This is a genomic window from Yinghuangia sp. YIM S10712 (assembly GCF_051388935.1).
GTDB lineage: Bacteria > Actinomycetota > Actinomycetes > Streptomycetales > Streptomycetaceae > Yinghuangia.
In genome coordinates this window covers 37,743-52,909 of record NZ_JBPKBI010000024.1, presented here as the reverse complement: position 1 = coordinate 52,909, position 15,167 = coordinate 37,743, and the positions used below count along the sequence as shown (strand labels likewise).

18 protein-coding genes are annotated in these 15,167 nt (G+C 70.2%); 12 read left to right on the top strand and 6 right to left on the bottom strand.

From position 1 onward, the window contains the following. Positions 1-6 precede the first annotated feature (6 nt). Positions 7-204: a hypothetical protein gene (locus tag ACRX5W_RS29960; RefSeq protein WP_436791508.1), complete on the top strand. Its 198-nt coding sequence runs from the start codon at positions 7-9 to the stop codon at positions 202-204. A gap of 22 nt (positions 205-226) precedes the next feature. Here the strand turns inward: ACRX5W_RS29960 and ACRX5W_RS29955 are convergent, their stop codons facing one another. Continuing rightward, a complete protein-coding gene (locus ACRX5W_RS29955) occupies positions 227-982 on the bottom strand; it encodes a CBS domain-containing protein (protein WP_436791525.1) in 756 nt (251 codons plus the stop codon). Between the two features lie 722 nt (positions 983-1,704). Between ACRX5W_RS29955 and gvpO the strand changes: the two genes are divergently transcribed. The 8 genes from gvpO to ACRX5W_RS29915 all read left to right on the top strand — a co-directional run bounded on the left by gvpO (position 1,705) and on the right by ACRX5W_RS29915 (position 5,860). Next, complete coding sequence (gvpO, locus tag ACRX5W_RS29950; protein WP_436791507.1) at positions 1,705-2,052, top strand: gas vesicle protein GvpO; 348 nt, start codon at positions 1,705-1,707, stop codon at positions 2,050-2,052. Between the two features lie 79 nt (positions 2,053-2,131). Beyond that, positions 2,132-2,605 carry a gas vesicle protein GvpJ gene (gene gvpJ / locus ACRX5W_RS29945; protein WP_436791506.1) on the top strand — a complete coding sequence of 158 codons (474 nt, stop codon included), beginning with the start codon at positions 2,132-2,134 and terminating at the stop codon, positions 2,603-2,605. Continuing rightward, positions 2,605-3,333, top strand: a complete 729-nt coding sequence (locus ACRX5W_RS29940; protein WP_436791505.1) for a GvpL/GvpF family gas vesicle protein — start codon at positions 2,605-2,607, stop codon at positions 3,331-3,333. Before gvpJ (ACRX5W_RS29945) ends, ACRX5W_RS29940 begins: the two co-directional genes overlap by 1 nt. A gap of 46 nt (positions 3,334-3,379) precedes the next feature. Next, positions 3,380-3,658 (top strand): gas vesicle protein GvpG, encoded by a 279-nt coding sequence (locus ACRX5W_RS29935; protein WP_436791504.1) that lies wholly within the window; start codon positions 3,380-3,382, stop codon positions 3,656-3,658. Positions 3,659-3,706: 48 nt separating this feature from the next. Beyond that, complete coding sequence (gvpJ, locus tag ACRX5W_RS29930) at positions 3,707-4,189, top strand: gas vesicle protein GvpJ (protein WP_436791503.1); 483 nt, start codon at positions 3,707-3,709, stop codon at positions 4,187-4,189. After that, a complete protein-coding gene (locus tag ACRX5W_RS29925) occupies positions 4,186-5,136 on the top strand; it encodes a GvpL/GvpF family gas vesicle protein (RefSeq protein WP_436791502.1) in 951 nt (316 codons plus the stop codon). Before gvpJ (ACRX5W_RS29930) ends, ACRX5W_RS29925 begins: the two co-directional genes overlap by 4 nt. Further along, positions 5,133-5,390, top strand: a complete 258-nt coding sequence (locus ACRX5W_RS29920) for a gas vesicle protein (protein ID WP_436791501.1) — start codon at positions 5,133-5,135, stop codon at positions 5,388-5,390. The genes ACRX5W_RS29925 and ACRX5W_RS29920 overlap by 4 nt, the downstream gene beginning before the upstream one ends. Continuing rightward, the gene (locus ACRX5W_RS29915; protein ID WP_436791500.1) at positions 5,387-5,860 is read left to right on the top strand and encodes a gas vesicle protein K; all 474 of its coding nucleotides are present in this window, start codon (positions 5,387-5,389) and stop codon (positions 5,858-5,860) included. Before ACRX5W_RS29920 ends, ACRX5W_RS29915 begins: the two co-directional genes overlap by 4 nt. Positions 5,861-5,878: 18 nt before the next feature. Here the strand turns inward: ACRX5W_RS29915 and ACRX5W_RS29910 are convergent, their stop codons facing one another. From ACRX5W_RS29910 to ACRX5W_RS29895, 4 genes are all read right to left on the bottom strand, one after another. Then, on the bottom strand, positions 5,879-7,039 hold the full coding sequence (locus tag ACRX5W_RS29910) for an ARPP-2 domain-containing protein (RefSeq protein WP_436791499.1): 1,161 nt from the start codon (positions 7,037-7,039) through the stop codon (positions 5,879-5,881). Beyond that, the gene (locus ACRX5W_RS29905; RefSeq protein ID WP_436791498.1) at positions 7,036-8,463 is read right to left on the bottom strand and encodes a hypothetical protein; all 1,428 of its coding nucleotides are present in this window, start codon (positions 8,461-8,463) and stop codon (positions 7,036-7,038) included. The genes ACRX5W_RS29910 and ACRX5W_RS29905 overlap by 4 nt, the downstream gene beginning before the upstream one ends. Before the next feature lie 214 nt (positions 8,464-8,677). Beyond that, positions 8,678-10,096, bottom strand: coding sequence for an acyl-CoA reductase (locus ACRX5W_RS29900; RefSeq protein WP_436791497.1), 1,419 nt, complete (start codon positions 10,094-10,096; stop codon positions 8,678-8,680). Continuing rightward, positions 10,093-11,442 carry a hypothetical protein gene (locus tag ACRX5W_RS29895; RefSeq protein WP_436791496.1) on the bottom strand — a complete coding sequence of 450 codons (1,350 nt, stop codon included), beginning with the start codon at positions 11,440-11,442 and terminating at the stop codon, positions 10,093-10,095. The genes ACRX5W_RS29900 and ACRX5W_RS29895 overlap by 4 nt, the downstream gene beginning before the upstream one ends. Positions 11,443-11,526: 84 nt before the next feature. Here ACRX5W_RS29895 and ACRX5W_RS29890 point away from each other — a divergent pair, with 84 nt between their 5' ends. Both ACRX5W_RS29890 and ACRX5W_RS29885 read left to right on the top strand, forming a co-directional pair. After that, positions 11,527-12,204: a TetR/AcrR family transcriptional regulator gene (locus tag ACRX5W_RS29890; protein WP_436791495.1), complete on the top strand. Its 678-nt coding sequence runs from the start codon at positions 11,527-11,529 to the stop codon at positions 12,202-12,204. A gap of 355 nt (positions 12,205-12,559) precedes the next feature. Beyond that, positions 12,560-12,748 (top strand): hypothetical protein, encoded by a 189-nt coding sequence (locus tag ACRX5W_RS29885; protein WP_436791494.1) that lies wholly within the window; start codon positions 12,560-12,562, stop codon positions 12,746-12,748. 140 nt (positions 12,749-12,888) lie between these two features. Here ACRX5W_RS29885 and ACRX5W_RS29880 read toward each other — a convergent pair whose 3' ends face one another. Then, a complete protein-coding gene (locus ACRX5W_RS29880) occupies positions 12,889-13,197 on the bottom strand; it encodes a hypothetical protein (RefSeq protein WP_436791493.1) in 309 nt (102 codons plus the stop codon). 757 nt (positions 13,198-13,954) lie between these two features. Here ACRX5W_RS29880 and ACRX5W_RS29875 point away from each other — a divergent pair. Then, positions 13,955-15,133, top strand: coding sequence for an amidohydrolase family protein (locus ACRX5W_RS29875; protein WP_436791492.1), 1,179 nt, complete (start codon positions 13,955-13,957; stop codon positions 15,131-15,133). Positions 15,134-15,167: the final 34 nt, after the last annotated feature.

Below are 15,167 nucleotides of genomic sequence, written 5' to 3'. Positions count from 1 at the left end.
GTGGCCATGGCGGGGACCGATGGCGACATGGGGCTCGGGCAGTTCGCGACGCTGTTGTTCGCCGTGGTCCTGTTGGGCTCGGTTCCGGCACTCGCCTGCGCTGTCGGCCCTGATCTGCGCTGCGCACCCCACCCGGTGATGCGTTACGGCGGGGAAGTCGCCTGGCCGGCTTCCGGTGGCCGGGAGCGTGGCCAGGCGTCATGACGGTGCGGCGAGAGCTGCCGGGTCAGGCGAGGCTGCCGGGGCGGATCCTGGTGTCGTCGACGGCGTAGGTCAGGCGGTCGTGGACCCGGACGACGCCGTCGACGCCGCGGGCCAGGCCGGTCAGGACGCGGGCCAGGGTCTTGTTCTCCAACTCGCCCGCGAGGGTCACCACTNTTTCGTCCCCCCCCCCCCCCCCCCCCCCGCCGCGGGCCAGGCCGGTCAGGACGCGGGCCAGGGTCTTGTTCTCCAACTCGCCCGCGAGGGTCACCACTCCGTCGACCACTCGCACGTCGATGCTCGTCGGGTCGACCCACAGATCGTGGCACAGCACGTCGTTGCGGATCTCGTCGCGGATGTGCTCGTCGGGGCGGAGGAAGACGCGCAACAGGTCGCATCGGCTGACGATGCCGCGCAGTTGGCCGGTCTGGTCGACGACGGGCAGCCGTTTGACGTTGTGCCGCTCCATGTGACGGGCGGCTTCGCCGGCGGTCGCCTTCGGGCTGATGACGACGGCGGGCGCGGTCATGAGAGCGCCTGCCGTCTCGGCCTCGGCCTTGCGGCGAGCTTCGCGGGCCGCCCGGTGGCCGTGGGTGCCGCGGGGGTATGTACGGCCCTCGTTGTCGGCCTCCTTGCGCAGCAGGTCGGCCTCCGAGACCACGCCCACGACGGATTTGTCGCCGTCGAGAACCGGGGCGGCGCTGATGCGGTGCTCACGCAGCACACGCACGATCTCCTTGAACGGGGTCCGAGTGTCGACGGTGACGACGTCGGCGGTCATCAGGGATTCGACGCGCTGCTGTTTCATGGAAGCCTCCTCGGGGCTCCGCCGGGGCGGGCGGTGGTCGCGGAGCCGTCGTCAACGCCGTTGTCGGGAACGTGTGACGAGTCTGCGCGGCAACAACCCGGCGGAACAGGGCCGTTCGGCCCCCGCCGCGGTGACGTCCGGTCTGCGGAGGGCCGCCGTGCGGCGACCGCGACCCGGGGCATCCCAGGGGCGGCCGACGGCGATACGCGGCCGCCACGCGAGCCGAGTGGCCCACGGCCGTGACCCGAGCCCTCGGGATCCGCCGCCCTCCACCGAAGACGGGGAATGGCGGTTCGGCGTGGGACAGCTGAGGACCCGGGCCGCCGTTCGCTCTCCGCGTCGGCGTCGCCGGACCTCGTCACCGCGATCCCGGCCGTCAGCCGCAGCGCGGAACCCGGTCCCGACCGGCGAGACGCAGGTTGTCGGCCGCCGGTGGTTCCCGGCGTGCCCGCATGCGCGTCGGCGCGCCGGCCGCGCTAAGCGACCGGCGCCGTCACGGACACGTCCGTTCCGTCGCCCGCGGGCTGCTGCCGGTGCGGGATCAGGCGGCGGTCCGGATGAATTGTACTTTTTGTGTGTTTATTCACCCGAAGCGGCTAGTGTCGATTGTGGGAACCGGTCCACGGCAGATCGCACGCGGCGGGATGTCGCCAAGGACACCTCGCCGGGACCGGTGCTTTCGGACGGGCGGACGCATGACCGACCAAAACCCTTCAAAGGACCGGGCGGAGCGACAAGGTCGCCGCCGCACGGTTTCCGGGACGGAGCATCGGGCGGAGACCCGACGGCGGCTGGCGGCCAAGGACGTCGTCGGTCTGGCTCGGGCGTATATCGACGACTTGCTCGACCGTCCCGTGGAGGGCATCTCCGGGCTTCGGCGCTCGGAGGACGGGTGGGAGGTCAGGGTCGACGTCGTCGAGATGGAGCGTGTGCCCGACACGACAAGTCTGCTGGCCACGTACGAGCTGAACCTCGACAGCAGCGGTGAACTCGCGGGGTGGCGGCGCGTCGCGCGCTACAGACGCAGCGACACCGGCAGTTGATCACGCCGGTCAACCAGTCGGCCGGGACGGCGGCGTGCGGCGCCGTCGCCAGGCCTACCGACAGGGAGGCGGGAATTCCATGGGGTCGCCCAACCAGCCGGCGGTCCGCGGCCAGGACGGGTCACGCTCGGGCAACCTGTACGACGTTCTGGACCTGATCCTGGACCGCGGCATCGTCATCGACGTGTACGTCCGCGTCTCGCTCCTCGGCCTGGAGCTCTTGCAGATCGACGCGCGGATCGTGGTGGCGAGCGTCGACACGTACCTGCGGTTCGCCGAGGCGACGAACCGCCTCGACCTCGAACACACCGGCCGCCGGTCCACGCTGCCCGGACTGATCAACGAGGTCACCGAAGGCGGCAGCCGCGGCAAGGCCGAAGGGGCCGTCGGGGGCGCGGTCGACGCCGTCGCGGGCAAGGTCCGACGCGCCGTGGGCGCGGGCGACGACGAGGACGAAGAGGAGGAGCAGTCGGCCGTGCGGCCGCGCGAGCGTGAGAGAAAGCGCGAACCGGTTCGGTCCAGTCGCCGTCGCCACGCGGTCGAGGAGGAGTGATGGCCACCTACGTGTACGCCGTCGTCACGGCCGACCATCCGCTGCCCACCTCCGCACTCGGCGTCGGCGCCCCGGCGGAGGGGCCGCGCAAAGTCGCGGGCCCCGAAGGGCTGGCCGCCGTGGTGGGCCCGGCGCCCGAGGACCTGCGCGCCCGCCGCCGCGACGTCGCCGCGCACCATGAACTCCTCCGCGAACTCGCCGACCACGGGCCGGCCCTGCCGCTGCAATTCGGCGTGGTCGTACCGGATGACTCGGCAGTCGAGAAGCACCTGGCCGAACATGCGTCGCTGTATGCGGACGCGCTTGCGCGCACGGCCGGCAACACGGAGATCAACGTCAAGGCGGCCCTCGACCTGGACGCGGTGCTCGCCGACATCGTCGCCGCTGACCCGAACCTGCTCGCGCAGCGCGAGCGCACGCGCACCCTGGGCGGCTACGACGAACAGGTCCGGCTGGGGGAGATGGTGGCGCACGCCGTGTCCCGCTACGAAGCCGAGATCTCGGCGCGGATCGCCGAGGTGCTGAGGCCCTATGCGGTCGACGTGAGCGAAGGGCCGAAGGTGCAGGACCACGCCGCGAATCTGTCGTTCCTGGTGCCGAGAGGCGGCGTGGAGGCCTTCCAGGCGGCGGTCGACGGATTGCAGGGCGACATCGGCCCCGGCATCGAGCTGCGGTCCACGGGACCGCTGCCCACATACAGCTTTGTCCCGGAGCCCGTCGGCGGCTGACCGAGCCGCAGGCCGTCGGCCGCACAGGACGCGAGGAGGAACACGGATGGGACTGCTCTCGGGACTCGTCGGCCTGCCGCTCGCCCCGGTCCGCGGCGTCGTGTGGGTCGCGCGGCGCGTCGAGGACGCCGCCGAGCAGGAGATGTACGACCCGGCGGTCATACGCGCCGAACTCGCGGCCCTGCTCAAGGACTTGGAAGACGGAGTGATCGACGAGGCGACGTACGACGAACGCGAGGAAGAGCTGTTGGACCGCTGGGAGCACAACGCCGCAGACCGCGCACCGACCGACGGGAGCACCTGGACCGCGTCGGAGCTCCCGTAGCCGCCCGACCCACGGCCTCCCGGCCTCTGAAGGGACAGGACACCGCGCATGACTCAGGGAGAGTTCCGCCGCAATCCCCCCGCCGAATCCGCAGGTGGCGGGTGGCCGGCGGATTCTCTTGCCCGCCGCACACCACAGGCGCCCGGCGGCCCGGCCAACCTCGCCGACATCCTTGAGCGGGTGCTCGACAAGGGCATCGTGATCGCCGGGGACATCAAGATCAATCTCGTCGACGTCGAACTGCTGACGATCAAGCTGCGCCTGCTCGTCGCATCCGTCGACCGCGCGCGGGAGATGGGCATCGACTGGTGGGAGCGCGACCCGTCCCTGTCCTCGAAGGCCGCCGACCGGGAACTCGCCGACGAGAACGAGAAGCTGCGCCGGCGTCTGGCCCAGCGCGGCGACGTCTCACCCGCCGCCATCGAGTCGGCGGACCCTGCGCTCGTCGAGGAGAACCGCCGGTTGCGCGAAATGCTCGACGCGCAGGCCCCGCCCGACCGCGACGCCGACGAGCCGGGGGAGGACCGATGAGCAGCCTGCCCGACGACCGCCCCACCGCGAGCTACGTCTACGCGGTGTGCCGCCCCTTCGACACTGCGACGTTGGACGCCGTCGCCGGCATCGGCGGCGGCCCGGTCCACACCGTCGCCGCCGACGGACTCGACGACCTGGTGGCCGTCGTGGAGACCGTGCCCGTCGAGACATTCGGCGAGGAAGCCCTCCAGCAGCGTTTGACCGACCCACCCGAACTCGAACGGATCGCCCGCGCCCACAACGACGTGGTGCAGACCGTCGGTGCGTCGGCTGCCACCGCTCCGCTGCGCCTGGCCACGATGTACCACGACGACGACGGAGTGCGGAACGTCCTGCGCACGGAGGCGGACCGGCTGCGCAGCACGTTGGAAGAGGTCGCCGGCCACACCGAGTGGAGCGTCAAGGTCTACGGGACCGTGTCGGCCGAAGCGGCCTCCCGCGCACCGCGGCGGGCCGGGGCGACAGGCAGCGGGGCGGGACGCGCCTACCTCGACCGCCGCCGGAACGAGCGTGCGGCCGCCGAGCGTGCCCGCGCGGAACTGCTGCGGACCGTCTCGGAACTCGACGCCGCGCTGCGCACGGTCGCCGACCAGGTACGCCACCTCCCCCTGCGGCCGCCGAGTGCGGACGCGGGGTCGAAGCCGGGCGAGGCCAACATGCTGAACGCAGCGTGCCTGGTCGCCGACGAGCGCGTGGACGCATTCGGTGCCGAACTGACCCGCTGGACACTCCCCGGGCTGCGCGTCGAAGTCGGAGGCCCGTGGGTGCCGTACTCGTTCACCGGGCCGGACCGGCGGGAAACCGACCAGCCGGAAACGGGCGGGTCGGACCCCGGACAGCCGTCGGCGACCACCGCCGGATCCGAGGCGCCTGGCACTGCGGGTTTTGGTGGTGCCCCCGAGCCCGGTCGGCTCGGCGAGCCAAGCAGGGAGGCCGCGCCGTGAGTGTCCCCGCCCCGCAGTTCCCACCGCCGCTGCCCCAGGCGGAAACCTCCCTTGTCGACCTGCTCGACCGGGTGCTCGCCGGAGGCGTGGTCCTGCACGGCGAGTTGGTCCTGTCGATCGCCGACGTCCCGCTGGTCCGCATCGACCTGCGGGCGCTGATCGCCCCCGCCACGGTCGGCGGGACGGCGGACCCGCTTCCGCTGCTCGTGCCCACGGAGGCCGGGCCGCCGGCGGTCGGGGGTGGGCGGCCATGACCGCAGGAACCCCGCGAGGCCGCCCCTCGGGTCGGCCGAGCGACGACCCGTTCGACGACTGGTGGCCCGCTCCCGAGGCCCCGGACCGGGGCCGGGCGAGGGACAAGTCCGGCAGCCGCACTCGGAGGTCGCTGGACGCGGACCCCGACAGCGTCGAACGCGACCTCGTACGCCTGGTCCTCACCGTCGTCGAACTGCTCCGCCAACTGATGGAGCGTCAGGCCCTGCGCCGCGTCGACGCCGGAGACCTGACCGAGGACCAGGAGGAGCGCATCGGCCTGACCCTGATGCTCCTTGAGGACCGCATGGAGACCCTGCGCCGACGGTTCGACCTGACGCCCGCCGACCTCAATCTCGACCTCGGCCCCTTGGGACCGCTGCTCCCGCGTGACTACGCGTCGAACGACGACGCCCCCGAGGGTCCGACCGCACAGGGACGCCGAGACGAAGCCCGCCACCCGCGGGGGTGACGGCGGCGAACAGCTCGGCTACGCCCGGCCTGTGCGGTCCAGCCGCGCCACGACGTCGCGTCGCAGCAGACCGGTGAAGCCCGCTGCCTCGATGCGACGGGCCAGTTGCGACGGCTCGGTGCCGAGTGCTCGCGCCGTCGAGAGCAGGTCCCAGTCGTGCGCGTGCAGGCGCGAGAGCAGATATCCGCGCTTGATTTGCGGTGGGGAGAGCCGGAACGTCTTGCAGTACGCGAGGCGGCCGTCGGCCGCCGTGATCAGCTCGCCGATGTGGTTTTCCTCGTTGAGGCGGAACGGCGGAAGCATCCGCGACAGGGTGAACTCGCCGAGTCGGTAGACGCGTTCGTACGCGTACGCCTCCTCGTCGAGAAGCCCGGCGGCCATCGCGCCGTCGTGGAACCGCGCCCAGTCCTGCGACTGCCGCACCGCCTCGCGCCGCAGGTCCGCGAACGACGAGACACGGTCGGCGTCGATCGCCGCGGTGAAGTCCGGCACCTCGGCGACGTAGGTCGTGTAATGGAACAGGACTTCGCCGTACATGTCCTCCAGCAGCGTCGTGTGCAGCGCGCGGTAGTCGGCGGGATGCGGCACCACGAACACGCTTGCGAGCGCGTCCGCGACGTAGAGCGCCACACCGCACTGACCCGGATGGATCTCGAACGCCCGCAGCGCGTCCGCGAGTCCGCGCACCCGTGCACCGCAGTAGGCCTCCTCCACGCGCGGTGACAGACCGTGCCGGACCGCTGCGTCCGTCCACTCCTCCCACGCCGTCTCGGGGCCGCCGAAGTGCAGCGCGAGATAGCCGTCCATCGCGAGGTGCATGGGCAGGAACCGCAACCTCTCCGGGGCGGTCCGACGTGCCAGGCGACGGATCGCGCGTGCCGGGGCGCGCAGCTTCGCCCGGCGCGGTGTCGCGGGCTTCTCCTGAAGGTGGGTGCCGAACGCCGCGGACGGCTCCGCGGCCCCGCCCCACGAGGCGACGAAAGCGTGGGGGATGTAGGAGCTGTAGACGGTGCCGTCGCCCACGTCGACGATCGACGGGTCGCCGACTGCGTGGACCCGCTTGTCCAGGCGCAGGCCGGCGATCGGTTCGTCACGCACCAGCGGCACGAGCCGGATCGCGCCCCACACCTGCGCCGGCCGGACGGACAGTCCCGTCAGTGCGAATCCGCGCCCGCTCACCGCGCTGCCCCTCCAGCCAGAAAACGTTCTTGACGGGCCATCAGGTAGCGGTCCAGTTGCTCGAAGCCCGCGCGTCCCTCGGCGAACCGGGCCAGCTCGACAAGCGTCGGTATGTCTTCCGCGTCCCGGACACCGACCGTCGGCACGCCCGCCCCGATCCCCTTTACACCGAAGTCGTCTGCGTCGTACACGGGATTGAGGTGGACGACGGAGGTCGCACCGGCCGGATCCAGCCGCGCGCGCCACACCCGCAGCACTTCGGCGGCGAGCCCGGGCGGCGCGTTGTCCCAGCCGTCGGAGACCACGATCAGCCGATCGGGCCGCAGCTCCAGCGCGTCGATCAGCCGATCGCCGAGGCGCGTCGGGCCGTTCGGCCGCACCATCAGGGCGTCCCGCGCGCCCGACGTCCACAGCGCCGTGTAGGAGCCGGCGAGCGTGCCGAGGAGGTAGTGGCACGCAAGCGCGACCGCCAGCGGACGCTGCGGTTTGGCGGTCGACCCGAACGACGAGAAGCTGTCGTCCAGCACCGCGACCACCCGCCCCCACGTGCCGGAGGCGTCAACGGCCGCGCGTCGCGCCGCGGCCGTCAGCGCCGCGTGCAACTCGTCGTGCCGGCGGGCGCGTACCTCGCGGGTCAGCGACAAGACGTACGACGCCAACCTGGTCAGCGGCATCGCGGTCAGGTCGGCGCGGACCTCGTCGACCTTCAGCCGCTCGCCGGCCTCCTGGAGGCGCAGACGTTCCAAGCGGGTGAGTTTGGGGGCGATGCGACGCAGGAACTCGGGCCGCCTCACGCCGTGTCGGGCCGCGAGGCCTTCGGCGACGGTGTACGGCAGGTCGTACAGCGCGCTTTGTGTGTAGTGGGCCTGGCGCCACGCCTCGAACAGCGGCGTCTTGAAGCCCTTCAGCCGGCGCAGGGGCGCGAAGAGGACCAGGCCTGTCTCGCCGTGCACGGGCAGGTGGGCATGCCGGGCCGCGGCCTTGACACCGGAACGGTATTTGACCGCATCGAAGGTCGGGTCGGGCCGTTGTGCGATCCAATCGCGCATGATGGCCCGCGTGCGGCGGTTGTTGACACCGAGGCGCGCCAATTCGCGGAAGAGGCGGTATACGCGCTGCGGTGCCATGAGTTCGAGGCGGCGGGCGATGAGCGCGCCCTCGCGGCGGCGGGTGGCGGTCGGCAGGTCACGGCTGGTCAGGAGCAGGTGCCGGACGACAAGTGCGGCGTTGTGGTCGTTGATCTCCAGCGCCAGGCACGCCGCGTACAGCTCCCGGTAGTTGCCGACCATGTACTCGTGAAGGAAGGCGAGCGACATGCGCTGCGCCTGCTCGCCGTCGCGGAATTCGCGCTGGCCGGTCGAGGTCACCGCCGCGTTGACGAACAACACGACGTCCTCGCAGGCAACCCACTCGCGGCGGTCCACATCCCTGCCCTCCCCGGCCGGACACAAAGGGCCGGCCGGGGAGTGGAGGAGCGAACTGCGAGGGATCGCTTAAGAGGCGGTGTCGAAAGTCGCAACCGAAGTCCCGCGGCCGGCCGTGCCGAGTCTAGGGTGCGGTGTGCGGGAGTGCCCGGCAATATCGTGCCGGCACGGGGGACGACGGCGGCCGGGTGACACCGAAATGACCTGCGAATCCTCAGGGTTGGGCGACGCCGTCTTCGTGGGCCATCCAGTGGACGAAGCGGTGCAGGGGGTACATCGCGTCGTGGGGGTTGCCGATGGTGCTGGGACCGGCTTCGCCGAGCCGCACGATGCGCTGGGCGCCGCCGGCGGCGAGCCGGTCGCGGTAGGCGCTCATGCGGTCGAACGGGTAGAAACCGACCGTCTGCGTCGCCACGTTGACGTACTTCACGGCGTCGTCGAGCGCGTCGACGCGGACGACGTTGGCGGTCTTGTTGACCGGGTGGAAGTCCACCGGCTCGTCCGACCGGATGACGACGCCCTTGCCGTCCGCCCGTCCCCACACGCCGAATTCGTCGTCCAGCATCGCCAACGTGTCGATCTGCTCGCGCATTTCGCGGTCGAGCGGACGGATGTCGCCTGAGGCGGCTGCCTTTTCGGCGATGCGGGCCTGAAGGCGCTCGCTGAAGCGGTCCGCGTCGGCCTCGTCCGCTTCTACGTAGACGAACCGGCTTGCCACGCACGCGTCCTGGTTGAGCACCATGACATCGGACGCGGCAAGTTCGGCGGCGTCGTCGAGGGTCTCCTCCGACGCGAAGGCCTCGCGGCCGACCATCGAGATCGAGGTCTTCGGGTCGAACGAGATCAACTGGAAGCCGGGGCCGAGGTATTTGACGACGTTGTTGATCGCGTCGCCGCCGCCCCACGCGACGATCTTGTCGAAGTACTGCGGGCGGTACAGCACCCGCTCCACCGCGTCGTCGCCGCCGCGCCAGTACACGGCCGACATCGACTTCACGACGGCGTGGCCCGGGTCGATGTCGGCCATGGTCCGCAGGATCGCGACCGGGGTGAACGGGTCGCTGGACGACATCTTGAACAGGTTCACCGCCTTGACCAGCGCGGCCTGCGCGATGCACCGGACCGCGACTCCCGGGGCGTTCCCCGGCAGGACGTGGATCAGCCGAGGTGCGAAGGCGCGGACGAAGCTCTTGCGTCCGGTGAAGTCCTGCTTGGGGACCCACTCGTCCAGCGCCCTGGGATCGGGGAAGTTCTGCTCGACGACGGTTTCCAGCACCCGCCGGTCGAGATATCCGGCCGCGTCCTCGACCTGCGCCTCAAGCATCGCGCGCGGCAACACGTGGGTCGCGCACATGCGGTCGATGCAATCGGTCACGAACGTGTTGCCGGGGTCACGGAGGCGCCTGCCGGTCTCGACCAGGAAGTCGATGATCTCGGTGACCGGCACATCGAGCAGCGGAGGCACCTCGCTGCGCGGGTGCACCGCACGGTCGAGGTCGAGCCTCGGCGTCGCGAAGGCGATGCCCAGGTCGCGCGAACGCTGGACGACATCCTGGCCCTCGACGAGCTCACCGCGCAGGAAGAACGGTGCGGAAACCGCGGGCGCGGTCGGTTCGGCGTCGATCGCGGTCACGACAGCCCCCTCACATAGGCGTCGACGGTGCCGGCGCAGCCGATCTTGTCGTCGCCCTTGATGTCGGCGTACCGGACGATGTTGTTGCGGATCGATGGGCTCTTGCTGCCGCAGGCGCACGGATCGAGGCTGAGAGCGATCTTGTCGCCGCTGATGACGCCGCCCCAACGCCCGTCGAGCGAGATGTCGAAGAACGCCGCGCGGCCTTCGACTTCGCCGGATTCGTGGGGGAGCAGCTCATCGCCGGACTCGTCGAGCACCATGGGCACGAGCCACGGCGGCACGTGGTACCTGTTCCCCTTCCGGCACTTGGGCATGCCGGAGCCGATCTCCTGCATCGAGTACATCTGGAAGTCCCGGGACGCCGGGATGTTGAATGTCTGATGCACGAACTCCTGGTAATTGTCCGGTAGTTGCGCACGCTTGAGGCCGCCGCCGACGTATATGCAGTTGTCCGGGTGGAAGTCCTCGCCCGAATAACCCATGTCACGCACGAGCTTCGCGATCTGGTACAGCGGACCCCACATGCCGGAGATGTAGAGCTTCTCGTCCCGGAACCCGATCAGCGCCTCCGCGCCCGCGACCATGGCGTTGTCGAGGGCTTCCTGCCGCTCCTGGGAGGTCTTCTCGAACTCGGCGATCTCGTCGGGGCGCGCGGTGCCGTCGGCGACCTTCTTCCGCAGCACGACCATCGAGGTCAGCGAGCCGACCGTGATCGGCGGGACCGGTAGCCGGTATGGCTCCTTGGCGGGATCGTTGAACGCCGCCCACAGCGCCTGCCCGATGGCGATGTTCCGTCCGGCTGCCGCGGTGGCCCCGAGTCCGAGCATGCGCCGGTCCTGCTCCGGCCGCACGCCCGAGCCCCACGAGAAGATGGCGACGGCGTCCTTGCACGACCAGTCGATGTCCTTCTGCGACGACAACAGCATCGCGGGGCTCCCGGTCGTACCGCTGGAGCAGGTCACGTAGTGCCCGGCGTCCTGGAGCCGCGCGAGCCAATCGTCGATCCCGTCGATGCCGGTGGTGTCGATCGGGCCGATCGGGTACGGCGAGACGGAGGCCAGCCACTTGCCGAGGCGGTCCCACCTGCCCTCGATCAGGAAGCTTTCGGGGTAGCTCTTGTAGGCGGTGTGCGGGAACAGCAGCGGCACGATGTCCGCGCGGTTGCGGATCTCGGTCGTGCCGGCGTCGTCCGCGCGGCGGCTCAGCAGCTTGATGCGGTCGCGGCGCTCCTGGAACCGCTCGTTGACCGCGGCGATCTGTGTCTCGCGCAACTCGGCGTACGCGTGGTCGAACCGGTCGTCGTCCTCCGCGAGGCGGGTGAGTTGTTCGATGGCTGTGCTCATGCAGCATCCTTCCCTGGAATGTCGTTTCGCCGACCCGGGGGAAATGGCCATTCGTGTGTATCATTTTTAGCGACGGGAGGAACGATGGCGCAAGAGGCAATCTCGGCGAGGTCGCGATCGGGGCCCGGCCCCGCCAAGCGCCGCAAACCGGGTCGTCCGACCCGTGAAGAGGCCGAGGCGCGGGAAGGCGAACTCCTCGACGTCGCGCTTGAGCTCTTCCTCGAACACGGCTACAACCTGGTGACCGTCGAGATGGTCGCCACCGAGGTCGGCATGACCCGCCGCACGATCTACGCCCGCTATCCGCACAAGACGGAACTGTTCGCGGCCGCGGTGCAGCGGGCCATCGAACGCCACATCCTGCCGTTGGAGTCGCTACAGGAACTGGACGGCGGGGACCTCGCCCAGACGCTGGAAGACGTCGCCCGCCTGCGCATCGGGCAACTGATGTCCCCGCACGGTGTACGCCTGCAACGCATCATCAACACCGAGAGCTACCGCTTCCCGGAGATCTTCACCGCCAACGCGGAACAGAGCAGCCGCGTGATCATCGAGTTCGTCGCAGGCGTCTTCGACCGTGCGGTCGCCGCCGGCGAGATCGCCCCGACCAGCACGAGACGCGCCGCCGCGGCGTTCATGAGCCTGGTGATCGGCGGCCTGATGCGCACGGTCGAGCGCGGCAGCCTGCCGCCGCAGGCCGAGGTCGACAAGCACGTGCGTTTCACCGTCGGGCTGTTGCTCGACGGCCTCCGAGGAGGCTGAGCACCGGGCGGCAGGACTGGCCGTACCAGCCGCCCTGGCCAGGTCCGTGTCGGCGGAGCCGAACAGCTCCTGGGTCAGCCTCAGCATGCGCGGGAAGTCGTCCTCGGGCAGCCCGAGCAGGGAAAGGATGACGTACAGCGGGTAGTGAGCGGCCACTTCGGTGAAGAAGTCGCATTCGCCGTCGAGTTCGGCCAAGCGGTCCACATACCGCTTCGCGAGTTCGGCGATGCGGCCGCTGAGCTGCCGTACGCCGCTCGGCTTGAACCAGTCCGCGCTGATGCGCCGATAGACGGGGTGGTCCGGCGCGTCCATCTGCACCAGCGAACGCACCGGCAGTTCCTCAAGGTTCGCGTCCTTGGCCTTGGGACCGAGCGCCGGACGCGGCGCGTTGAGCCAGATCTGGTGGTTGCGGGCCACCTCCATGACGTCCGCATGCCTCGTGACCGCCCAGAACGGGACGAAGTCCGGGTGCTCGATCCGGCATACGGGCGGCTCGCGGCGCAGCAGCGCGGCCGAGCTGTGGAAGCGCTCGTTGTCGGCATAGGCCCGGGGGTCGGTGAATATCCCGGCCGCGTCCCGGACGTTCGGTGCATCGGGCAGGTTCACCGAGTCTCCCTTTTTCGATGGGGGCCAGGCACGGCGGGCCGCCGATGACGGACCGCCGTGCCGTGTGCCGGCGGTGTGTCAGCCCGTGCGGTCCTTGAGCACCCGCATCACCGGCGCCGGGTCCAGTCCGATCGTGGAGCTCAGTTCCACCGTGCCGTTCCCCATGGCCGCGTTGAGCCCGGCGACGGCGGCGTCGACGTCGTCCGCCTCGATGTCGTAGAGCGCCACGAACGACTCGCCGTCCCCGGCGTCGAGGCGCCGCGCCGAGACGAATCCGTCCAGCGCGAGCACCTGGGGGATGTGCGTCTCGTCGTACCACTTGTGGTACTCGGCGGTTTGTTCCGGGGACGCCGGTCGGCTTTCGACGTAGAGCACACCTCGGGCCATCTGCTGCTCCTTCTGCTCGTCTGACGGGAACGTTCGAAACCTTGTGGGCAGGCCCGGCCGCGGACCTGGGAGCCCGTCACCAATACCACCGAACTGCGCCGAAAGACAGACGTGTTCATGTGCGAAGCCGTCACAGGCGCTGTTTCGAATGACGATCCGGGAGGTGGTGGCGCTCAGCGCCCGGCTGCGCGCAATCTGGTGAGGATTTCGGCCGGGGCGTGATGCGTTCCGGCAGGCGCGCGGGCGGATCGGCCTGCGGCTGATCCGCGACCGGGCCCTCGTGCGCGAGGTGCGCGAGGTGTGCGAGGTGTGCGAGGTGTGCGAGGTGTGCGAGGTGAGCGACCCGAGCGACACACCGCCCCGAATGCCGGGCCTTGAGCGCCGATAAGGGAGGCCGCGGGCTGCTGCTGGTCGCACTGTTGACCGACCGCTGGGGCTGCGGCATGGCACCCACGGCAAGACCATCTGGACCGGGCGGCAACTGCCGCCGTCCCCCGGCGAATAGTCGGCATGAAGCTGGCCAAGAGTGCGAACTGATGCCATGCTTCGAGCGTTGGCGATCGGCGTCGCTGCACGCCGCCGTCATCGAGGCGAAAACTCCCCGCAGCGGGAGGCCCATGTCCGGTGCCGCCCCGGCCGGTTCGAACCGGCCCGGGCGATGGGCGATGGGCGGCGGAGGCGCGACGTACTTCGCCGGGCACGGTGCCAACCAAGCGTGCGCCCGCTGCGCCGAGCCGGTCACGAGAGGACAACCGCAATGCCGACGCTTGACCTGCCGTATCCGCTGTTCGACGCCGACAACCACATGTACGAGACCGAGGAGGCGTTCACCCGGCACCTGCCCAAGGCGTACCGCGGCGCCATCGAGTACGTGCAGGTGAGGGGGCGCACGAAGCTCGCGGTCCGGGGTCAGATAAGCGAGTACATCCCCAACCCGACCTTCGAGGTCGTCGCCCGCCCCGGGGCCCAGGAGGACTACTTCAAGAACGGCAACCCGGAGGGCAAGTCGTACCGCGAGCTGGTCGGCGAACCGATGCGCGCGATCGACGCGTTCCGTGAGCCCGGCCCCCGCCTGGAGCTGATGGACGAGCAGGGCGTGCAGCGGACGCTGATGTTCCCCACGCTGGCGAGCCTGCTGGAGGAGCGGATGAAGGACGACGTGGAGCTGACCCACGTCGTCATCCACGCGCTCAACCAGTGGATGGACGAGACCTGGTCGTTCAACTACAAGGACCGCATCTACTCCACGCCGGTCATCACGCTGCCGATCGTCGAGAAGGCGGTCGAGGAGTTGAACTGGTGCCTGGAGCGCGGCGCCCGTGCGGTCCTGGTCCGCCCGGCGCCGGTGCCGTGTCCGGGTGGCTCGCGGTCGTTCGCGCTGCCCGAGTTCGACCCGTTCTGGAAGCGCGTCGAGGAGACCGGCACGCTGGTCGCCTTCCACGCCTCGGACTCCGGCTACGCGCCCTACACCGCCGCGTGGGAAGGGGTCGCGCGCGAGTACCTGCCGTTCCAGCCGCAGCCGTTCCGCTTCATCGGCCAGTGGCGGCCGATCGAGGACGCGGTCGCCTCGCTGGCCTGCCACGGCACCTTGTCGCGGTTCCCGGGCCTGAAGATCGCCGTCGTCGAGACCGGTGCGTCGTGGGTCAGGCCGCTGCTGGAAAAGCTCGCGGACATCTACAAGAAGATGCCGCAGACGTTCCAGGAGGACCCGGTCGAGCAGGTGCGCCGCATGGTCCACGTCAGCCCGTTCATCGAGGACAACATGCGCGACCTCGCCGACCTGATCGGCGTCGACCGCGTCCTGTTCGGCTCGGACTACCCGCACCCCGAGGGCAAGGGCGACCCGATCACCTGCGTCGAGAACCTTGAGGGCTTCAGCGAGGCCGACAAGGCCAAGGTCATGGGCGGCAACCTCTCCCGGCTGATCCCCGCGTGAGTCTGCGCCTGGTCTGACGGCTCGGTACGCGAGC